Genomic DNA, 20,742 nt, shown 5'->3' with positions numbered 1-20,742 from the left:
CGCCGCCGCTGGCCGCGCGCCCGTTGAGGTTGCTGCTCGGGAGTGAACGCTTGGCCCTTGCCACCGCAGGAAGGCTTGCAGCCCATGACCTTCCCTCTCTTGCCGGCGACGCGGCGGGCAAAACCCTCTCCGTCAACGCATTGGGCTATAGGATAACACATTCTGCGAGCATATCGCCGCGTTCCGTTTTGTTCGCACTGGGTACAAGGCGGGTAGCTGTGCAAACTGGCCGCACGCCCACCCGTGGCGTCCGGTCTGCGAGATCAAGGATATAGGTATGGGAAAGAAACTCGATAAGAAAGCCAAGGCCGCCGTGGCCAAGGCCTCTAAGAACGCCAAGGCGGGCAAGGGCATCAAGAAGCTCCGCAAGCTCGAAGGCAAACTATGGACCCGCGAGTACCTGCTCAAGATTGCCGAGTTCGATGGCGCGACGATTGCCCCCGCCAACGGCGCTGCGGCCCGCGCCGATGCTATGGGCACCCTTGCCGGCGAACATCACAAGCTCCTGACCAGCAAAAAGTCCGTCGAGCTTGTAAGCTCGCTGGCACACGAGACCGTCGCCGGCGGCAAGATCGACGACCCACAGCTGCTCGACGAGATCCGTGTGCTCGGCCGCGACCAGCGCGAGGCAAGCGCCATTCCCACCGAAGAGGCCGAGGCCTGGACCAGGCTCACCTGCGAGGCCGACGCCGTGTGGCACAAGGCCAAGACGGCCAACGACTGGGCGAGCTTTGAGCCCTACGTGGATAGAATCGTCGCCCAGCTCAAGCATCAGGCCGAGCTCATGGACCCCAAGCACGACCCATACGATGTTTGGCTCGACCAGTACGAACGCGGCCTTTCCGCCAAGAGCTTCGATGCGTTTTGTGACGAGGTCAAGGCCACCGTCGTGCCGCTCGTTCACGCCATCGGCGAGCGCGGGCAGCAGCCTACTGCCGACTTTTTGCACGCGCATGTGCCCGAGGCCGCCCAGCGCGCCATGAGCTTCGACCTGATGAAGCTCGTCGGCCTTAACCTGGACGACACCACGCTCGCCTTTACCGAGCACCCGTTTAGCGAGGGCTTCTCGGTGGGCGATGCGCGCATCGCCACGCACATCTACGAGAACGACTGCATCTCCAACGTCTATAGCATCATCCACGAGGCGGGGCACGCCATGTACGAGCTGGGCGTCAATCCCGCTTACGCGCGTACGTGTCTGGAGGGCGGCACCTCCATGGGCATTCACGAGAGCCAGAGCCGCTTTTTCGAGAACACCGTAGGCCGCAGTCGCGCTTTTATGGGCCCGCTGCTCGAAGTGCTGCGCCGTCACGCGCCCGAGGTCTACGGCAACGTGGACGAGGACACGCTCTACCACGCCGTGAACATCGCGCAGCCGTCGCTGATCCGTACCGAGGCAGACGAGCTCACCTACCCGCTGCATATTATGGTGCGCTACGAGATTGAGCGCATGCTGTTTGCCGGCGAGGCCACGGCCAAGGACATCCCCGCGCTTTGGAATCGCCTTATGGACGAGTACCTGGGCATTCCTGTTCCCGACGACACGCGCGGCTGCCTGCAGGATACGCACTGGAGCGGCGGCTCGTTTGGCTACTTCCCCACGTATGCGCTGGGCAGCGCCTACGATGCCATGTTTGTGCCGGCCATGTGCCGCGACGGTGTCGACCTTAACGGCGCCTGTGCGAGCGGCGACCTGGCACCCGTCCGCGCTTGGCTGGGCGAGCACATTTGGCAGTGGGGCCGCGCCAAGGACGCGCCGGAGCTCATCAAGGGCGCGTGCGGTATGGCATTCGACGCCCGCTACTACTGCAGCTACCTGCAGGACAAGTTCACCACGCTGTACCAGCTGTAAGGATTGACCTGCACGCCATCGCCAACGCCAACCATGTTGACGTCGATGTCTTGGCAACGTCAGCGAAAACGGCCCCAAGCGAGCAGGGTGACGTGAAATGAAAGGGCGCTGGCCTTCTGGTCGCGCCCCTGAAATTGAACGCCAGATTGCCGCTTGGGGCCGTTTGTAGCGTCGAGCGGTTACGCGGTTTGGTAAAACTGCGTAACTACAGAGCCTCCAGCGCGGCGGCGATGCGCTTCATGGCGGCGTCGGCGGCGTCTTGGTCGGGGGCCTCGGCCAAAACGCGAATCACCGACTCGGTTCCGCTCTTGCGCACCAGCACGCGGCCCTCGCCTGCCAGCAACGCCTCGGCCTCGGCGATGGCGGCCTGCACGCCCGTGCTACCCAGCGCAGCATCCTTGTCCGCCACGCGTACGGCAACCTGCGCCTGCGGCAGCAGCTTGCACGGCACCGCGAGCTGCGAAAGCGTCTCGCGTTCGGCACGAATCACTTCCATTACGCGCAGCGAGGTCATTATGCCGTCGCCCGTACGCTCGATATCGCCAAAGATCGTATGGCCCGTCTGCTCGCCACCCAGGCTATAGCCGCCCTCGCGCATCTTGGCATACACGTGGCGGTCGCCCACGCCGCTGGTCACGGCACTCAGGCCGGCAAGCTCCAGCGACTTAATCAGGCCAAAGTTGCTGGCGATCGTCGGCACCACGGTACCGCCCGAGAGGCGCCCGTGCTTGTTGAGATACACGCCGCACACGTACAAAATCTGGTCGCCGTCGACCACGCGGCCGCGCTCGTCCACAGCCAGGCAGCGGTCGGCATCGCCGTCGTAGGCAAAGCCCACGTCCAAGCCTTGCTCCACCACATGGCGCTGCAGGCGCTCCATATGCGTAGAGCCGCAGTCGACGTTAATGTTAAAGCCGTCGGGTGCGGCGTTAATCACGCGCACATCGGCGCCGAGCGCATCGAACACCGGCTTGGCGACAGAGGACGCCGAGCCGTTGGCGCAGTCAATGCCAATCTTGACGCCCTGCAGCGAAAAGTTCGCGCTTGCAATGAGCGAGGCAATATAGCGGTTGCGGCCCTGCATATAGTCCACCGTGGCACCAATCTGGTTGCCCGTGGCCAGCGGCACCTCGCCCTTGCCATCGATATAGTCCTCGATGAGCTCCAGCACGTCCTCGTCCATCTTAAAGCCGTCGCTGTTGACCAGCTTAATGCCGTTATCGCAAAACGGATTGTGGCTCGCACTGATCATGATGCCGCAATCGAAGCAGCCCTCCACGGTCTGATGCGCCACGCCCGGCGTTGGAATCACGTGCAGCATATATGCGTCCGCACCGCTCGCGACCAGGCCACTCACCAGCGCCGCCTCGAACATGTAGCTCGAACGACGCGTGTCCTTGCCCACGATCACGCGTGCTTTGCGCTCGCGGTTGGCGCCGTAATACCAACCCACAAAACGGCCGATCTTGTACGCATGCTCTACGGTCAGCCCGACGTTGGCCTCGCCGCGAAATCCGTCGGTGCCAAAGTACTTCATATCTTACTTATCCTGTTCGAACGTTTGAGCGGTTGGTGTGGTGCGAACCTCAAGCTCTTTGTGCCCAGAGTCCTTCGAAGTCGTGACCGTGTACTCAACCTTTATGTCTTGTCCAAGAAGCATGTGGACGCCGCCCCATGCAACCTTCAGGCCATCGTGCGTCGCTTCGCTCATCTCGATAGAACCGGAGCCCGAAGTCTTAATGTCCGAAATGCTGCCTCCCGCGGGAGCATAGAGATAGAGTCTCAGCACCTCGTCATCAATATCCTGGCTAATGCCGTTATGGCCCCGGAAATAACCAGGCATCTCGGCCTTCTCCTGAGGGGTCATCGTGTTCTTGAGCGTAGTGGTCACTCGATACGTCGTCGAACCGTCGGCATTTTCAACCGAAGAATCGATGGTGACTCGCTTATCGAGAAACCAATCCATCTTTGAGTAACTGTAGTTGTTCACATAGACGCCCAAGATCGGAGCCTCCGACGTATCGGTTTGGAGAGCGCCGGAGATGCCAAGGTCCTTCGCGGCCTTTTCCTCGTCGTCGTTTCTCGAATACATGAGGATGCGACCCTCGGAAGCACCCTTTTCGATGGCGGCAGCAATCTGAGTAATATCGCTGGAGCCCAGTTCGTCCACGATCTTGTTAAAAGCTGATCCGGCAACCGCCGCAAAAATGGCGTCCTGTTCCTCTACCGGGTAATTCCAATAAACATCGTGCATCAGTACCTTTGCAGCGTTGCTTCCGTCGACGACGGTGCCGTCGGGAAGCTGCGTGCCGCCTACAATGCCGAGCATATACTGCAAAAATACCGGATCGACTGCAAATACGCCGTCGATGTCATCTCCGACAATGGCCTTCTGCATATCGCTGACAAGCTGAGCCGCACGCGGATAATCGGGCGTCATCGTAACGTCGCCCATCGTGTATCCGAGCGTGTTGAATCCCGTCAGGCCCCATCCGGTCGTGAACAAGTTTGCCTCTTCATCGGTGATGGGAAGCGGACTCAAAGGCTCTTTCATCAAGTCGACTTTGACAAAATCGCCCAGTTCGAGCTTACCGTCAGTCACCGACATCACGCCGCGAGAACCCGGGAAACCGCCGCAGGCGCGGATCTCGACATTGCTCATCGCGAGCACAAGATAATGGCGCGTCTGACCGTTGGCGCCGAGCATCTGGGGCAGAACGGGGGCGACCTTCTCCGCCGCGTCAACCGCGCCGTTGAGGGTGGCAAAGCCGTCCTTTGCCTTATCGACCAGCTCGGTCACCTGGGCGATATGCGTATCGCCAATACCCTGAATCTTTTCATTGGCGCTCTTGAACGCCCTCGAGCTATCGGAGAGCGAATCGGCGACCGCCTGCAGCGCGGACACGTTGATTGTTCCGTCCTGGAACAGCTTGCCGGGCGTTGCCTGAGCGAGATTATCGGCCATGGGGACCAGCGCGCCGCTCGAAACATCGGACAGAGCGTCGACCATGGTGCGGACGGCATTAATGTCGCTGCCGTACACCGGGACAAACGAGGCCATCGTCCACAGCGGGCTCGAGGTCTCCGCCTTCATGCTGCTGCAAAGGTCGTTGATCTTCTTCGCATCGTCGGGTAGGGTCGAAAAATCGCCCGACGTGACCTTACCCTTAAGGTCTGCGACGATACCCACGGCCTCCTTTGCCTGGGCCTTCACGGTCTTTGCCGAGTTAAAGAACATGAAGCAGCTCACGCCAAGTGCAACGAGGACAACCGCGACGACAGCAACGACCGCTGTGGCGGCATAACGGTTCTTGTTCTCGCCCTTGCGATGACGATGACGGACCAACCCGTCCGACGTCGTGCTCGACGAAGTGCCGCCGCCGTAGTTCAGGCCAAAATCGTAATAGTCTTCTTTGGAACCCGAGCCCACAAACTCGGCACCGCTATCGTCCAGACGGGCAAACGTGCCGGTCTCGGAAGCTCCCGTGTAAATCGTGCCCAAGTTGCCCGTGATTCCTACATCCTTGGACGACGAGGCGTTGCCGGCAGCATTGGCGCTGCCCGCATTGCCCGCGGGATTTGCGGAGACCTCGCGCGGCGGCACTGCGGGGGTAGCCCCGGTCGCAGCGGCCTGACCGTTTGCGCGGGCGGCCTTTTTTGCCTTCTGAGATTGCTCATACAGAGCGGTGAACATCGCCGTCTCGCCCGGAGACGTGCGATTGCCGCCGCCGTTCTGGCCAATGCCGCCCGGAGCGCTGGGCCTTCCCGCCCCGTTAGAACGCGGCGGGACCGCAGGACGGCCGTCTCCGTTACCCTTAAAATGATTTCCAGCCATAGAGAAATCCTCGCAATACAAAAGTCGATAAACGTTATCAGTTTATGTCATATTGAACGCGCGCAGCTAAACTCCAGACATGCGTCCTGATTACACGCAACATGCGCGAATCCCTATTCAGTTTTTAACTTGTATCAGCCGCTGCGTCGACTACACCGTTAAAAACATCATTACGATAATCATGGCAAAGCCGATAAGGTCGGTCGGCAAAAATACCGTGCCCAGCATAACGGCGCTGGTAATGGTTGCCGAGACCGGCTCCACGGTCCCGATGAGGCTCGCGCGCACCGAGCCGATGTCCTTGACGCCCTGCATATAGAGCATGTACGCCAAAAACGAGCCCACGACCACAAACACCGCGAGCGCCTCGACGCCGGCGGCATCGAGCGCCGGCATATGAGCCCACGGCTGCACAAAGACGCTCGAAACGACACCCGCCGTAAGCATAGCCGAGCCCGTAACAATAGGGCTGCCGTATTCGGACAGAATCTTGGCGGGAATCACCGCCATACAGGCGGCGCTGACCGCACACATAAGGCCCGCAACCAGGCCAAGCGGCGATATGCTCAGACTGGTAGGGTCGCCGCCGGTAGCGATTAAAAAGGTGCCGCCCAGGGCCAACCCAATGCCAACGGCCTCACGCACGCGAGGCATGCGATGGTCGATCACGCAGGTGTAGCTCATAATGATGACCAGCTGCAGGCACTGAAGGACCGTCGCGGTTCCGGCGTTGGTCAGGCGCACGGCCGAAAGATAGCAAAACTGGTTAAAGAGCAGGCCAAAAGCGGTAAAGAGCAGCAGCTGCTTGCGATCAGCGGGCGTCGTCCAAAGCTTGACCAGACGCTCGCGATCGCGCGAGACCACCACGACCATAAAGAGCAGGCCGGCGAGAATCTGGCGCACACTCATAAGCCACAGGGTATCAACGTGATAAGTGTCGAACAGAAAACTCGCGCTGGTGCCCGAGAAGCCCCAAAACGAGCCGCCCACGAGCGTAGCCAACATGCCCACGATCATCTTGCGCGTCTGGGCGTCGTTGAGGCGGTCGCGCCATGCACGGCGGGTGCTGCGGCTGAGCTCATCGGTGCCCTCGGGCACATCAATGTTCGATATATCGGTCATCGGCACCGAAGCCCCTGCGCCTTCGACCTGCTCGACACGCTCTTTGCTCATCCCGCTCCCCCGAAACAGCCTGGAAACAATTCGGCTTACCTTACCACGGCGAAGGCACCAGCTGGGGGCTTGTCCGCTTATCGGTAGGACAATTCCGCAGACGTCTCTTCCATGGTTCGGCATCGCAACGGCTTTGCATTATGCGACAGCCAAATCACGGCAGCGAGCTCTTTTAAAATGGGCGCGACAAAGCCCTTTGATTCCACAACGTTAGCGATTTTAAAAAATATTCTTGCCACCGAGTTCAAGCTCCGTTATATTATCCCTTGCGCACTTGCGCACCCTTGATCGGGCGTTTAGCTCAGGGGGAGAGCGCTTCCCTGACACGGAAGAGGTCACAAGTTCAAATCTTGTAACGCCCACCAAATGTTCGCAGCCCAGATGCTATGCCTCTGGGCTGTTTTGTTTTATGTGCTAAGCCAAAAGGGCGCCGTGGCACCCAAATCCGCTTCGGCAGCTCCAATAACCATCCCAATCGAGGCTGATACCGCCTCTACATAACCGGTAATCATCCCGGCAGACCCCAAGTTGCTTCGGTATCGCCGGCAATTACCCCTGCCACACCCAAAGTCGCCCAGACAACCCCGGCGACCGCCCCAACCAGCCCCAAAATCACCCAAACAGCCTTGGCGACCGCCCCGATCTGGCCTTCGCAAGCCTCGCGGCCACATCCGGACAGCCTTCCCATAACCAGGTCTAATACTTTTCCCGAGAAGTGAACGACCTTATTTGGACCCCTGAAGCATCCACACTTTTTACAGCCAAAACCGCAGGATTCCAATGATAAAACCGCAGGAAATAAGCCACCAAAAGTGTCGATGTTTCGGGGGTCCGTTTTGACTCGTTCACTTCTCGGGAAAAGTATTAGACCTGACAATGAGGCCCTTGGTCCCATGCCCAGCAACCGCCCCTACCAATGTTGACGCGCCTCGATTACGACCTGCCAAAGCTTAAACCGCTTCGCTTCGACGCGCTTGAGGGCAAAGTATCGCTGCTCCTCGCTCATGGGCTTGTTAAAAATGGGTCGCTTGTTCCGATGCAGCTTCCGTCGGATGCGTTCGCACAGCCGGATGAGCTTGTCGTAGTCATTTGCCTGCTCAGTCGTCACGGTGAAGTGTGCCACGCCGCTCAACAGCTCCAACTCGTTGCGGCGCTCGGCATCCTTGTAAATCTTCTCGCGTCCGTCATGAATGGCATCGCTATCGTAATCGACCATCGCGGTCAGCACCTCTGGCAGCAGCCCGGCCTTTACTTTATCCATGCCCACCTCGACTTTAGCCGTAAGCGTTATGTCGGGTGTGCGCTCCAACACGCGAAGCTTGTGATCACGTCCGTCATTGTATCCATCGCGAATGAAGACCTTCTTGTTAAGTTCGGCCTTGCCCAATGCATACCCGCCGTAGCGCGCAGGCAGCGACATAAACATGCAGAGCCCCGACTCCCTCGGAGAGCGCGACCCCTCGATCACATATGCAAGCAGCGCCTTTGCCTTCGCGATACCCCTCACCTTGGGTGACTTCTCGATATACGCCTCGATGAGCTCCTTAGTCGTGAGCCTGCTATCGCGCATGCCCGCATCCCTGCCTGTTACCCCACCGGGAGCAAGGTTATCCAGCCGGTAATCCGATGTCATCGCATAGCCGGCATAGACGGCCGCTGCCACATCGCCATCGTGCACAGCCTGCAAAAACGCCAGCTCGGGAGAGCACACATACGCATCAAGGTCGCCCATCCAGTGGCCCAGCGAGATAAACGAACCCGCCGGGAGCTCGTTGGTGCACAGATGCGTCTTAACATGCTTGCTCTGCCGACGGCCGGCGCGCGACGGCACCAGCAAATCCAGCGTTTCGATCCCCAGGTCATAGCGATCGATAACCTCCTGCGCTTCTTGGTCCAAGAGCGCACAGGCACCTGCAATCGACACGACCTCTGGCTCCGAATCCCCAAAGCGAGGGTTCGGCATGTGCGCCAACAGCGCCAATGCGGCGTTATGTGAAACGATAAAGTACCTCATGGCGCGAAGATAGCACGCACGCCGGCGGCGGCTGGCGGTTCTGTTAAGTTTCCGACAAACGACCGGCGGTTTTTTCGCCGAGGTGCGCCAAAGTGTTCATTCGCCGATGCCCAAACCGCAATCCGTCAAGCTTTTGGCAAGGTTGCCGCCCAACTGGCCAAAAGTCGACCATCTACTTGCCAGTTTATCCAAGGCGTAACCAACCAGTCCGCACCGCGGCTTCTCGGAAAAACGCCACAACGTCCACACCCTGCGGTATCCTTGAGCCACTTACACCTGTAGCACCAAGGAGCCACCATGCGCACCGAGCTCGATGTTCCCTTTTCGCGCAAAGAAGAAGCCAAGGCGCTGGGCGCCAAATGGGACCGGACCAAGAAGATCTGGTATGTACCCAGCGGCGTCAACCCCGAGCCCTTTGCCGAGTGGCTGCCCGGTGTTGACCGATCCGACCCCTCTGCGCCGTATATATATCTAGTACTGGGCAAGCGCGAGTGCTGGAAGTGTCACAAAGAGACCTCGGTCGCGGCCTTCGGCATTCCCTATCGAACCGATAACGACGAGGGCATCGCCATCGCGCACGCACCCAACAAGGCCGGGCACATTGCCATCGACACGACCAATGCCAACGCGCTCGCCATTGTTCCCGCTCTTGGCTGCGTCCCGGGCGAGATCCGCGACTATCTTTCTAAGCGCTGTGGCTACAAGCCCGTAGGCGCGAGAGCCTCCAAAGCCCCGTCACTCGGCAACACGTGCACCAGTTGCGACGCGCTGCAAGGCAGCCGCTATCTGTTCGAGGAGCCCTCGTCCCCGTTTGCCCTCACTGCCATCAACAAGCTGCCGGCACTGGAGTTTGTGCGCGTCGAAGTTGCCGGCGTCTTTGGCGTCCCGGCCACGCATACCAATTTTGACCAGGCACTCTTTACCTGGGCACGCGACCATCACGCCAAGTTCCACAAGAAGCTCGGTGAGGGGGTTTATTTGTAGAGACGACATCGAGGTATCAAGGAGCAGGGGCTGATTGTTAAATGATCTCGAAACACTACAGCCCCAGAATATGCTCCAGGTAGCCCTTGTTGAACCAGAACGATTGCTTCGTCATCCAACGCCCGTCGGGCAGTTCGTAAGCATTCCTTGCGATGTCACCGACCTCTGTTCCATCGGCAAACTTGTAAGCCGCTTTTGACGTATGCGGACGAACGTGAACAATTGGATTGTCTGCCATACCGGGCAGATTGTTAGTCACTTTGAGCTTTCCGCTCGCATCCCGATACGGATTGAGCTCAATGCCCTCACGTATAACCTTTCGCGTCTCATCCCAACAAGCTTTCGCAGGGCCTTCGATTTCGTTTTCTCCCATCGCCCAGAACAAACAACGGTCGAGACGCAGCACGCCATCGTGGTCCTCGCGAAACACAACGAAGAAGAAGCGATTGGTCTCAAGGCACGCATGAAAAGGCGACGTTTCCCAGTCTTCCTCGATCAAACGCTTGAACTCAAACGGTGGGAACGACATAGCCTGTTCGATGTGCCCCCTGTTGTTAACTCGAACGGTTCGGACGGATATGCCTGCCTTGACGAATTCCTCGGCAGCATTGTTTTTGATTCCGAGCATACGATAGACGAGCGTTGTCCACTGCGCCTTATTGCCCGTGTACTCCAACCCGTATTGCTCCGCAATCTGGCGATCAGTTTCGCCATAGTGTTGCTCGATAAGTCCAGTTACGTAACTTTCGAAATCGATAGACTTGCCATCGTCCTGAACAATGCTCTCCCCGACTCGCGGAGCACCGAGGACATAAGTGTGGAGCACATAGTCCATATACGAGCGCTTGAGGGAAAAGGCGCGACGCTTTGCGCGATGGTGCTCAATCTCACCCGTATCGGTATTGAAGTATTCATAATACTGGTCCGCCCACATCGTGGCCTCAGTTGCGCCCTTCGTGCAAGCACCCAGATAAGTTGTCATGCCTTCTGAAAGCTCGTCCGCACGGCCATCCTGAATATAAGAAATGATCTTCTCGTAGTCGGCGCGAATGATCTTCATGTCTTCTTCGGGAAGACGCACCATGACCGCACGCTCAATGCGCTGGTCGTATTTATCGATGGAACGATCTCGGCCGTAGTAAATCAGCAGGATATTGCTGAGCTTGGTCTTGAGATGCGAGCTGTCGTAGTCGAGCGAAACGGGACGGTCGTAGGGAATCATCGTCAAGACAAGACGTTCACCGGCAGATTTACGACCGTCTTTAAGTACGTCAAAACACGTTGCCTTGAGCTCGACACCCGCCTCGGGAAAGTCCGGCCGGTCGTCGCTGTTGGCCTTGTAGCCAAAGTAACGCTCCTCGATTAGGGTCCCCATGCCGCCCTTGTACTTTTTGGAACCAAAGTCCTTGGGCGCGCTCTCCCCCTCCGGCGCAATGCCAAGCTCAAGAATATCGCGAAACGTCATCCCGTCGAGATTGGCAGCATAGCGCTCGATGCTTGAGGGGTCAGAAAAATCAGTATCGTCAAGCATGCGCTTGAAGTCGAGGTGCTTCTTGGACATGGGTACCTCCGAACGTCGCAACTAGCCCCATAGTAGTTCAGAGCAACTACTAACGCCCAGAAAATTGAGGTCTTGATCTTGTCCCCCCGATCGGCTATTGTTGTGAGCACCATAAACGGACACAGCAGCGATTGGAGAAACGTGTCTGAGATTAATATTGCCGAGCTTTTTGCGGGCGTCGGTGGATTTCGTTTGGGTCTCGAAGGTTATGCCGACCCTCGACATCCCGAGTTTAATATGAAACCAGCCGGCCCCTTCCGCACCATTTGGGCAAATCAGTGGGAACCGCCCGGAACCAAGGCGCGTCAGTTTGCGGCACGTTGTTACATGGACCGCTTTGGCGAAGATTCCGTTGTCAACGAAGATATCAATAAGGTCTTGGAGCAGGCTGAAGCCGGCGAAATTAAAATCCCCGATGTGCAAATGGTCGTCGGTGGCTTTCCCTGCCAAGACTACTCTGTCGCGCGTCCTCTCAATCAGGCGCACGGCATCGAGGGCAAGAAGGGTGTCCTCTGGTGGGACATCTATCACTTCCTCGAGATGAAGGAACCCAAGTTCGGCCTCTTCGAAAACGTCGACCGCCTGCTCAAATCGCCCGCGTCTCAACGCGGTCGCGACTTCGCCATTATCCTAAGCTGTCTTGCCGACCTCGACTACACGGTCGAATGGCGCGTGGTCAACTCTGCCGAATACGGTTTCCCCCAGCGTCGCAAGCGTGTTTATATCTTCTGCGAAAAGGACGCTGGCAGGGTTGATCTCGTTGATCGCATGCACAACGGCGTCATGGCTAAAGCCTTCCCCGCCATCTATCCCGACGAGATGTCCGAGCTCGACGTTTTACCCGACCCCTACGAGAACTCAACTCGTTTTGGCGTCGGCCAAAAGACCTCTCAATTCAAGAATGCCGGCGTCATGCAGGGCTGTCATGTTCTGACCTGCGACTTTGCCGAAGACTATCACGGTGAGCGCCACGTGCTTGGCGACGTGCTTGTCGACGAGGCTGATGTCCCGGAGCAGTTCTACATCTCCGACGAAAAGCTTCCCGACTGGCGCTACCTTAAGGGCAGCAAGCGCGAAGAGCGCACTAACAAAAAGACAGGCTTTACGTACACGTATTCCGAGGGAGCCATGAGCTTCCCGGATGCCACCGACAAGCCGAGCCGCACCATCCTCACAGGAGAAGGCGGCACGGGAGCGAGCCGCTTCAAGCACGTCATCGAATGTCCCGATGGCCGTTTCCGCCGTCTTGTTCCCGACGAGCTCGATCAGCTTCAGGGATTCCCGAAAGGCTGGACCGATACGGGCATGACCGACGGCCATCGAGCCTTCTGCATGGGCAACGCACTCGTCACCGGCGTGCCCCACCGTATTGGTGAAGCTATGGTTGAGGTGTACGGCCTCTAAGGCAAGCAATCCGGAGCCGGCGGTTCACGCTGTCGGCTCCGTTTTTCCATCCCACTCCCCTGTATACTGATGTAGCACGTGTTTCATCCGGGCTTATTGGGCCGGATTGTTCATGGGAGGGTCTTATGGCTGCTTCGAATCCGCCTAAGGGAAGCGTTTCTTCTTCGTCCATCAAACCGGTTACGCGCAAGGCCGTGCGTTGCCAGCGCGAGGTCGCTTGGCTTGTCACGCAGGCGGCGGGCAGGCTCGTGGCGACCACGGAGGACGTCAATGCGCCTACGCCGAGCTTTGTGTTAGCGGCGGCGCTGGATTTTGTGCGCCAATTGGAGCTTGCCGCACAGGATGCCAGCGGCCACCTCGACTACCAGAATGTTATGGCGCCCGACCTGCAAACGTTCTGCCACATGGCCAAGTTGCCCGCCGCGCCCAATGCGCTTTCGGACGCGGGCTACATGTTTACGCTTTCGGGCGCGGACCTTATCCGCGACATCTACGCATACTGCAGCGAGCTCGCCGAGCGCCACGTCTTTGACGCGGCAGAAATCAAACCGGGATATGCCATCAAGCTGGTTCTTAGGCTGTTCTTGATGGATGGGTTCGGGACTATGCCAGCGTAAGCCGGATTTTTAACTTCGCCGTCGACTGGGCAACAACCGCCTTACCTTAGCGGGCGCCAATCGAGAGTCGATTATTGGGTCACCTCGTCCGCTGGCGCATTTATTCCGCACGCTCCGACAGTCGATACTTGCGGTTGCGACTCGTCGCCGGCGCTGTAGGCTCAAGCTCGCCTTGAGCAATGAGTGTGTTGACGCGCGACCTAACCTGGGAAATTGTGAGCCCTGTGTGCTCCGCCAACTCGCGCGTACCCAGCTCACCGCAACGCTTAAGTGCCGCCACAATTAAGTCACCGCCGTGGTCGACCGGCTCGACCTTTGAGCGATAGAGAACCACTTTGAACCGATCGAATCCCGGGCAGAACAGGGGCTCGGCCAAACCATGCGCGCGCATGGCATCGATCATCATCGGAATGCCCGAGCCATTGCCCTCAGCCGGCGAACCTGCGCCATCCGGCAGCGGAACAATCGACATGAGTTTCATGAGCGTCGCGTTGCGGCACCGGGAGCTGCCGTCAAACAAGTTCTCGCGAGTCTTTCCTCCGTATAGGCCGCCGGGGTTCGTCACTTCGATACGGTCATCAAAGACGTCAACAGCGACCGACTGCCCACAGAACCGATCTCCGTATTCTCGGTGGATTACGGCGTTGGCGATTGCCTCGCGCAGGACCTCCTCGGGAATCTCCAGCGAGTCGACACGCGAGACGCCTTGGATCGTCGAGGTTCGCCGCAAATTCTTGGCGACTGCCGCGACGGCATCCGAGATCATTTCGCCCAACGTTCCCTCGCAGATCGTACGGTCCATGAACCTCAACGACCCCGCCGCGCCCTTCTGCGTTCCGGCATAGACCGCCACATCGATAAAGAGCTTAGGATAGAACTGCTGAGGATAGGCACCCGCAGCCAGGAGCCCGGCCTTAGTAACTTTGCCCTGGGAGTCGAGGAAATTCAGGCGCTCCAGCTTCGTTTTCTTGTCCGGCGCGCCGCGCATTGCCCGAGGTGTCAGCGAGAAAGCACGCTCTATCGTGCGATCGACCAGCGCCTCGTCAAGATCGCCTGCAACCGCGCCGGGCACTGCATCGCGATCGCTAGGACTCGTCCGCTCGTATGACGACAGTGCCAAAACCTCGGTCGATGAAAGTGGCACGTCTTTGTCATCAATGCGCTTGTAGCTGCCGCCCTGGGCGCCGCGTTCTATTACATAGCAGGGCTTGCTCGACGGGTCGAGCTCCTCAATCGTGATAACGAGAACCACGGTGCCCCGAAGCTCCACGCGCTCAATAGTGTATTTGGGCGGATTGGCCAGTTTTCCGCGACCGCCGGCATCACCCATGCCTGCGACAAATTGGTTGAGCACCTTCTCGGTCTCAAAGTCCTCAACCGGGACAAAGCCCGCGCGCTCGCTCACGCCGAGCACGATAATTCCGCCGGCGGTATTCGCGAATGCGCTAACCGTTTCCCATACGTCGCGAGAAAGCGTCGTGGCGCTCTCCTTGACCTCGACGCTAAGATCGTCCGAGCCCATGCGCCTTAAAGACTCGAGCAGACCGATCAGCTCGTTCTCGTTCATCTGCACGTCCTTTCGCTCGGTTCTGCGAAGAATGCCACGAATAGATTTCCTTCGTCTCTCAGTTATCTCTCGTAATTATCTCTCATCTTTCTGTTATCTCTCATATTAGAGAGGAGTGAGAGATGAAAGATAAGATGTCTGTCATCTGTTTCATTTAAACATGTTTTCGCTGGTAAAACAATCTATATTGAGACAATACCATGGTTGCCTGTCTCTTTGCAGCATTGTTATCTCTCATATTTATCTCTCATCTTTCTGTTATCTCTCGTATTAGAGACGAATGAGATATGAGAGATGTGCGGGCGGCGGATGAGCGTGGATTTTGAACGGTCGGGAAATGAGGGTGGATATTTGGACGGTTTTTGGGCGTTTTGAGGCTGATTCCGTCCGAAAATCAACTCTCATTCGATAGGCGTCCAAGTTTCCACGCTCGCGCGGCGGGCACGCGGGGCCTTTGTCCAATCCGCCGGCATCGTCTCCAGTTCGCCGCAGAGCCGCGGCCCCATATGGGTATACTCACGAGGATTCGACTCGATTCGCCCCCGCTGGGGCGTCAAAGGAGACTGCATATGCCCACCACCTCAACCGACCCGCGCACCGCTGCCGCCGCGCTGCTGGTGCCCGGCACCACCTGCCACGGTTTTGCCGTCGAGCGCTGCGAGACCGTGCCCGAGCTCGACTCGGACGCCTACGTGCTGCGCCACACCGCCTCGGGCGCTCGCCTGCTGTACCTGGCGTGCGACGACGAGAACAAGGCTTTTGCCATTGGCTTTAAGACGCCGCCGGCCGATTCCACCGGCGTGTTCCATATCCTCGAGCACTCGGTGCTGTGCGGATCGGCCAAGTTTCCCGTCAAGGAGCCGTTTGTCGACCTGATCAAGAGCTCCATGCAGACGTTCCTCAACGCCATGACCTACCCCGACAAAACCATCTACCCCGTCGCCACCACCAACGAGCAGGATCTGTACAACCTGATGGACGTGTACCTGGACGCGGTGTTCAACCCGGCCATCTATACCAAGCCCACCATTTTTGAGCAGGAGGGCTGGCACTACGAACTGGACCTGCCGAAGGGCGCCGAGGGCGAGGGCAACGGCAGTTCCGCGAGCCTGCGCGAGGGCACGCTGCGCTATAACGGCGTGGTTTTCAACGAGATGAAGGGCGCGCTGTCCGACCCCATGAGCGTGCTGGACGATGCCGTCAACGCCGCGCTTTATCCCGACACCGCCTATGCGCACGAGAGCGGCGGCGACCCGCGCGCGATCCCTGCGCTCACCTACGAGCAGTTCCTGGACACGCACGCGCGCCACTACAATCCTTCCAACTCCTACATCACGCTCTACGGCGACCTGGACGTGGACCGTGCACTGGCCTTTTTGGACGAGCGCTATCTGTCGCAGCCGAGTGCCGCGAGCCGCCGCATGGACGCTGCCGTTGCAGCCGGCGAGAACCCGTCCACGCTGGCGCCCAATCCGCTAGTCGTGCAGGCGCCCGTGACCTGCGAGTACAAGCGTGTCGAGATGGCCACCACACCCGAGAACGCCCTGGTGGGCCTGGGTCTTGTGCTGGGCAGCGCACTCGACCGCAAGCGCACGATCGCGGCGGACATCCTGTTCGAGGCACTGCTGGGTTCCAACGAGGCGCCGGTTAAGAAGGCCATTCTTGCCGCCGGCCTGGGCGGCAACGTGGTGAGCTACACCGCGGCCGAGAGCCTGCAGCCCTACGAGCTCATCATGCTGCAAAACGCTCAGCCCGGTGTGGCGCGCGAGCTGCGCCGCGTGTTCCAGGACGCCTGCCGCGACCTGTGCGAGCACGGCGTTCCGCGCGAGCGCCTGGAGGCCATCATCAGCAGCAACGAATACGACCTGCGCCAGCGCGACTACGGTATCGCCGACGGCGTGGCCATTGCGTGCGACGCGCTGAGCACCTGGCTCTACGATGACGACGCCGCGACGCTGGCGCTCAAGTACGGCCCGGTGTACGAGGAGCTGCGCGGCGAGCTGGACGGCAGCTATTTTGAGGACCTGCTGCGCGAGCTGGTGCTGGAGAACGACCACATGGCGCTGGTCGAGCTGGTGCCGGTGGATGCCGCCGAGGGTGCGGAGAGTGCCGAGGCTGCCGAGCTGGCAGCCAAGCGCGATACCATGACCGATGCCGAGCTGGCCGATGTGGTCGAGCGCACGGCTGCGCTGCGCGCCGCGCAGGAGGCGGATGACGCGCCCGAGGCCAAGGCCACGCTGCCACGCCTTCGCGTGTCCGACATTGGCGAGGCGCGCCCCGAGCCGCCGCTGGTCGTGGACACGACCGCGCCCATCCCCTGCCTGCGCCACGGCATCCCCACCAACCGCCTGGCCTACGCCATGCAGTATTTCGACCTGAGCTGCGTCGCGTTTGAAGACCTGCCCTATGTGACCCTGCTCTGCCGCCTGCTCAAACAGCTACCCACGAGCGAACACTCGGCCGAGGAGCTCGACAACCTTATCGCCGGCAAGCTGGGCTTTTTGAGCTTTACGACCGAGGTCATGACCCAGCCCGACGTGGACGGCGTGCGCCCCTACCTGCTGGTGAGCGCCGGCGCCCTGTCCGAAAAGATCGATGCGCTGGCGAGCCTGCCGCGCGAGGTGTGGTCGAGCACGCTGTTGCTCGATGCCGACGCCGACCGCGTGCGCGACGTGCTCACGCAGATTCGCATTGGGCTTGAGCAGGGCTTCATCAACAACGGTCACTCGGCGGCTCTTGGTCGCGCGATGAGCTACAGCTCGCCTTCGGCCGTGGTGCGCGAGCAGCTTTCGGGCGTGGACTTCTACCTGTTCCTGCGCGATCTGCTCGACCACTTTGACGAGTGTCTGGACGACCTGCGCGCCAAGCTTGCCGAGCTGGCAGGCCGCATCTTTGTGGCCGACGGCTGCCTGGCGAGCTTTACCGGCAGCGATGAGGACTTTGACGCGTACTGGGCCGCCGCGGGCGACCTGGGGTTGGGCGCGGGCGACGGTGCTGTTGCCGGCCGCGACACGCTCGTGGTGCCGACGCCGTGCGACCGTCACGAGGCTTTCGTCATCCCCAGCGACATCTGCTTTGCGGCAAGCGCATGCGACCCGCGTCGCCTGGGCATTGACGTGACGGGCGCCTGGGCGGTTGCCGCCAACGCGCTCTCCTACGACTACCTGTGGAACGAGATCCGCGTGAAAGGCGGGGCGTACGGCTGCGGATTCCGCGCGGCAGGCGAGCGTCAGGCCGCGTTCTACACCTACCGCGACCCGGCAATCGACCCCTCGATTGAGCGCGTGGCGCGCGCAGGCGAATGGCTCGGCAGTTTTGAGCCCGACGTGGCCGCCTTTGAGGGCTTTATCGTGAGCTGCGTGAGCGGCATGGACGCGCCGGTGAAGCCGTACGCGCTCACCAAACGCCGCAACACGACCTACTTGGCCGGACTCGATCCGCATGCACGCGAGGAGCGCCGCGCCCAGATGCTCGCCGCCACGCCCGGTGAGCTGCGCTCGCTCGGCGCCGACGTGACGCGCATTGCAGCCGTCTCGCCCACCTGCGTCTTTGGCGGCCGAGACGTCATCGCCAAGAGCAACGCCGGCTTCAACGTCCTCGACCTGCTGGGCTAACGCACAGCAAAGGTAGATTTTTGGGACATGCCTGAAAATCTACCTTTTCTTTTGCCGCTGCCTGGGCGGGGCAGCTCAGCCCGTCACACCAGTTTGTCTAAATCTGTAACATCTAGGCAGCAATATTGGCTCCAGATGTTACAAATCGAGACGTTTTCGGATGACGCCGGCCCTTTGTCTCAATCTGTAACATCTAGGCCCGATTTTGCCGAGTTACTGTTACAGATCGAGACACACCGCCGCGAACACCCACTCTTCGTCAAAACCCACGAAGGTGTCCATGAGCTGCTCCCCTTGCGATGGTTTGCGTGGTGGTTTCGACATTTGCCCAGATAAAACCTACCAAAATAAACCTGTCCCTTTTTGGTAGGTTTGAGAGAGGGGCCGGGATGGATAAGGCCGAGTTGCGGCGGGCGGTAATTGCCCGGCGCGACGCTCTAGATTTGGATATGCGGACGGCAAAGTCTGCTGCTGTATGCGCGCGGCTCGTTGAGTTGCTGGGCGGCTCGGGTCCCGCGGCCCCGCGCACCGTTGCCGTCTATGCCGCCATGGGCTCCGAGGCAGATCCTGCCGCGTTTGCCGCAGCGGCCGCAAAACACGGCTGGCGCGTGGCCTATCCGTGCGTGTTCTCGGCAGCTGACACCGTGGCTTGTGGCCAGCGCATGTGCATGCGGGCAGTTGCTGCCGGCGATGCGTCCGAGGCCCCGTTTATCGCCCACCCTACGCGGGCCTTCGCAGCCACGGACGTCGACAGCAGCCGCTTTCCTATCGTGCCTGCCGAGGCGCTCGATATGATCGTCGTGCCGCTCGTAGCCTTCGACCACACCGGCGCGCGCCTGGGCTATGGCGGCGGCTGCTACGACCGCTACCTGCCCACGCTCTCGCCCGCATGCCAAATCATCGGCATCGCCTTTGACGAGCAGCGTGTCGACCACGTTCCCACCGACACCCACGACCTGCCGCTACCCCACATCATCAGCGCCTAACCGCCGTTGTATCGCACCCACAAGATGGGCATCCGAAAATCCACGCTCGTCACGCCGCAGCCGCAGCCACAACCGCGGCCGTAGCCTAGTGTTCCTCGCCGGCGCGGGCCAGGTCGTAGGGCGTGGTCTGGTAGACGTAGTAGTTGAGCCAGTTGGTGTAGAGCAGCTGGGCCTGGCTGCGCCAGACGTTGCGCGGCTCGGCGGTGGGGTCGTCACCTGGGAAGTAATGCGCCGGCACCTGGGGGTTGAGCCCGCGCTTCACGTCGCGCTCGTACTCCAGGCGCAGCGTGTCGGTATCGTACTCGGGATGGCCAAAGACAAAGAAGCGGCGACTGTCGGTCGACTTGACGATGTACAGGCCCACCTCGTCTGATACGGCCACGACCTCAAGCTGTGGCTCGGCCTCCACGTCCTCGCGGCGCACATCGGTATTGCGTGAGTGCACGGCATAGAAGCGGTCGTCAAAGCCGCGGACCAGCGGGCTTTGCGGCTTCACCAGATAATGCTCAAACACGCCGCTCGCCTTGGCCGGCAGGTCGCATTTCTGGATACCGTAATGATGGTAGAGCCCTGCCTGTGCACCCCAGCAAATATGCAGCGTAGAGTGCACGTGCGTGGTGGACCAATCCATGATCTGGCAGAGCTCGGGCCAGTAGTCGACCTCCTCGAACGGCATCTGCTCCACCGGCGCGCCCGTGATGATCAGGCCGTCGTAGTGGATATCGCGGATGTCGTCGAACGTACGGTAGAACGTCTCCAGGTGGCCGGCACTCACGTGCGTGGCCTCGTGCGTCTTGGTGCGTAGCAGGTCCACCTCTACCTGCAGCGGCGTGTTGGAGAGCTTGCGCATGATCTGCGTCTCGGTGGCGATCTTGGTTGGCATGAGGTTGAGGATGAGCACGCGCAGCGGACGGATGTCCTGGTGCAGCGCGCGGTACTCGGTCATGACAAAGATGTTCTCGCTCTCGAGCTGCGCGGCGGCAGGGAGGGCGTCGGGGATGCGAATGGGCATGGATGCTCCTTACGAGTCAGTTGCAGCTATGGTACAACGAGCGGCCCCATCCGCGCGAGTGCATCGCCCCGAGACACCGTCAGCGGCCCAAATCACTCCAAAAGTAGAGATTAAGGCATGTCC

The 20,742-nt window shown here is 59.8% G+C and carries 13 protein-coding genes and 1 tRNA gene; 7 read left to right on the top strand and 7 right to left on the bottom strand.

Annotated elements, in window-relative coordinates; translation table 11 throughout:
- Positions 1 to 277: 277 nt before the first annotated feature.
- Positions 278 to 1,852 carry a carboxypeptidase M32 gene (locus ACTNBY_RS07460; protein ID WP_441063976.1) on the top strand — a complete coding sequence of 525 codons (1,575 nt, stop codon included), beginning with the start codon at positions 278 to 280 and terminating at the stop codon, positions 1,850 to 1,852.
- A gap of 205 nt (positions 1,853 to 2,057) precedes the next feature.
- On the opposite strand, the gene glmM is transcribed toward ACTNBY_RS07460, so the two are convergent.
- The 3 genes from glmM to ACTNBY_RS07445 all read right to left on the bottom strand — a co-directional run bounded on the left by glmM (position 2,058) and on the right by ACTNBY_RS07445 (position 6,860).
- A complete protein-coding gene (gene glmM, locus ACTNBY_RS07455) occupies positions 2,058 to 3,389 on the bottom strand; it encodes a phosphoglucosamine mutase (protein ID WP_441063975.1) in 1,332 nt (443 codons plus the stop codon).
- Positions 3,390 to 3,392: 3 nt separating this feature from the next.
- Positions 3,393 to 5,687 carry a DUF4012 domain-containing protein gene (locus tag ACTNBY_RS07450; protein ID WP_441063974.1) on the bottom strand — a complete coding sequence of 765 codons (2,295 nt, stop codon included), beginning with the start codon at positions 5,685 to 5,687 and terminating at the stop codon, positions 3,393 to 3,395.
- Between the two features lie 150 nt (positions 5,688 to 5,837).
- The gene (locus ACTNBY_RS07445) at positions 5,838 to 6,860 is read right to left on the bottom strand and encodes a DMT family transporter (protein WP_441063972.1); all 1,023 of its coding nucleotides are present in this window, start codon (positions 6,858 to 6,860) and stop codon (positions 5,838 to 5,840) included.
- Between the two features lie 290 nt (positions 6,861 to 7,150).
- Here ACTNBY_RS07445 and ACTNBY_RS07440 point away from each other — a divergent pair.
- Positions 7,151 to 7,225: transfer RNA gene (locus ACTNBY_RS07440), tRNA-Val, on the top strand.
- Positions 7,226 to 7,770: 545 nt separating this feature from the next.
- Here ACTNBY_RS07440 and ACTNBY_RS07435 read toward each other — a convergent pair.
- On the bottom strand, positions 7,771 to 8,784 hold the full coding sequence (locus ACTNBY_RS07435; RefSeq protein WP_441063971.1) for a hypothetical protein: 1,014 nt from the start codon (positions 8,782 to 8,784) through the stop codon (positions 7,771 to 7,773).
- A 387-nt stretch (positions 8,785 to 9,171) separates the two neighbouring features.
- On the opposite strand from ACTNBY_RS07435, the gene ACTNBY_RS07430 reads away from it, so the two are divergent.
- Entirely contained in the window at positions 9,172 to 9,858 is a 687-nt protein-coding gene (locus tag ACTNBY_RS07430) for a DUF5710 domain-containing protein (RefSeq protein WP_441063969.1), read from the top strand.
- Positions 9,859 to 9,913: 55 nt separating this feature from the next.
- Here ACTNBY_RS07430 and ACTNBY_RS07425 read toward each other — a convergent pair whose 3' ends face one another.
- Positions 9,914 to 11,419 carry a Sau3AI family type II restriction endonuclease gene (locus ACTNBY_RS07425; RefSeq protein WP_441063968.1) on the bottom strand — a complete coding sequence of 502 codons (1,506 nt, stop codon included), beginning with the start codon at positions 11,417 to 11,419 and terminating at the stop codon, positions 9,914 to 9,916.
- 141 nt (positions 11,420 to 11,560) lie between these two features.
- On the opposite strand from ACTNBY_RS07425, the gene dcm reads away from it, so the two are divergent.
- Both dcm and ACTNBY_RS07415 read left to right on the top strand, forming a co-directional pair.
- On the top strand, positions 11,561 to 12,823 hold the full coding sequence (gene dcm, locus ACTNBY_RS07420; RefSeq protein ID WP_441063966.1) for a DNA (cytosine-5-)-methyltransferase: 1,263 nt from the start codon (positions 11,561 to 11,563) through the stop codon (positions 12,821 to 12,823).
- Positions 12,824 to 12,948: 125 nt separating this feature from the next.
- Entirely contained in the window at positions 12,949 to 13,440 is a 492-nt protein-coding gene (locus ACTNBY_RS07415) for a hypothetical protein (RefSeq protein ID WP_441063964.1), read from the top strand.
- 100 nt (positions 13,441 to 13,540) lie between these two features.
- Here the strand turns inward: ACTNBY_RS07415 and ACTNBY_RS07410 are convergent, their stop codons facing one another.
- Complete coding sequence (locus ACTNBY_RS07410) at positions 13,541 to 15,007, bottom strand: ATP-binding protein (protein ID WP_441063962.1); 1,467 nt, start codon at positions 15,005 to 15,007, stop codon at positions 13,541 to 13,543.
- A 569-nt stretch (positions 15,008 to 15,576) separates the two neighbouring features.
- Here ACTNBY_RS07410 and ACTNBY_RS07405 point away from each other — a divergent pair.
- Positions 15,577 to 18,621: an insulinase family protein gene (locus ACTNBY_RS07405; protein ID WP_441063961.1), complete on the top strand. Its 3,045-nt coding sequence runs from the start codon at positions 15,577 to 15,579 to the stop codon at positions 18,619 to 18,621.
- A 389-nt stretch (positions 18,622 to 19,010) separates the two neighbouring features.
- A complete protein-coding gene (locus ACTNBY_RS07400) occupies positions 19,011 to 19,607 on the top strand; it encodes a 5-formyltetrahydrofolate cyclo-ligase (protein WP_441063960.1) in 597 nt (198 codons plus the stop codon).
- 85 nt (positions 19,608 to 19,692) lie between these two features.
- On the opposite strand, the gene metA is transcribed toward ACTNBY_RS07400, so the two are convergent.
- Positions 19,693 to 20,619 carry a homoserine O-acetyltransferase MetA gene (metA, locus tag ACTNBY_RS07395; protein WP_427719472.1) on the bottom strand — a complete coding sequence of 309 codons (927 nt, stop codon included), beginning with the start codon at positions 20,617 to 20,619 and terminating at the stop codon, positions 19,693 to 19,695.
- Positions 20,620 to 20,742 lie beyond the last annotated feature (123 nt).

The organism is Collinsella sp. HCP28S3_E12 (assembly GCF_052065595.1).
In the GTDB taxonomy this organism is placed as follows: domain Bacteria; phylum Actinomycetota; class Coriobacteriia; order Coriobacteriales; family Coriobacteriaceae; genus Collinsella.
Note: the sequence above shows the minus strand (reverse complement) of the source record. Positions and strands in the feature narration are given on the sequence as shown.

What these genes read in the sequence shown, in the direction of transcription:
- ACTNBY_RS07460 (WP_441063976.1), top strand. Translation starts at nt 278, where the DNA reads ATGGGAAAGAAACTCGATAAGAAAGCCAAGGCCGCCGTGGCCAAGGCC.
- glmM (WP_441063975.1), bottom strand. Translation starts at nt 3,389, where the DNA reads ATGAAGTACTTTGGCACCGACGGATTTCGCGGCGAGGCCAACGTCGGG.
- ACTNBY_RS07450 (WP_441063974.1), bottom strand. Translation starts at nt 5,687, where the DNA reads ATGGCTGGAAATCATTTTAAGGGTAACGGAGACGGCCGTCCTGCGGTC.
- ACTNBY_RS07445 (WP_441063972.1), bottom strand. Translation starts at nt 6,860, where the DNA reads ATGAGCAAAGAGCGTGTCGAGCAGGTCGAAGGCGCAGGGGCTTCGGTG.
- ACTNBY_RS07430 (WP_441063969.1), top strand. Translation starts at nt 9,172, where the DNA reads ATGCGCACCGAGCTCGATGTTCCCTTTTCGCGCAAAGAAGAAGCCAAG.
- ACTNBY_RS07425 (WP_441063968.1), bottom strand. Translation starts at nt 11,419, where the DNA reads ATGTCCAAGAAGCACCTCGACTTCAAGCGCATGCTTGACGATACTGAT.
- ACTNBY_RS07415 (WP_441063964.1), top strand. Translation starts at nt 12,949, where the DNA reads ATGGCTGCTTCGAATCCGCCTAAGGGAAGCGTTTCTTCTTCGTCCATC.
- ACTNBY_RS07410 (WP_441063962.1), bottom strand. Translation starts at nt 15,007, where the DNA reads ATGAACGAGAACGAGCTGATCGGTCTGCTCGAGTCTTTAAGGCGCATG.
- ACTNBY_RS07405 (WP_441063961.1), top strand. Translation starts at nt 15,577, where the DNA reads ATGCCCACCACCTCAACCGACCCGCGCACCGCTGCCGCCGCGCTGCTG.
- ACTNBY_RS07400 (WP_441063960.1), top strand. Translation starts at nt 19,011, where the DNA reads ATGGATAAGGCCGAGTTGCGGCGGGCGGTAATTGCCCGGCGCGACGCT.
- metA (WP_427719472.1), bottom strand. Translation starts at nt 20,619, where the DNA reads ATGCCCATTCGCATCCCCGACGCCCTCCCTGCCGCCGCGCAGCTCGAG.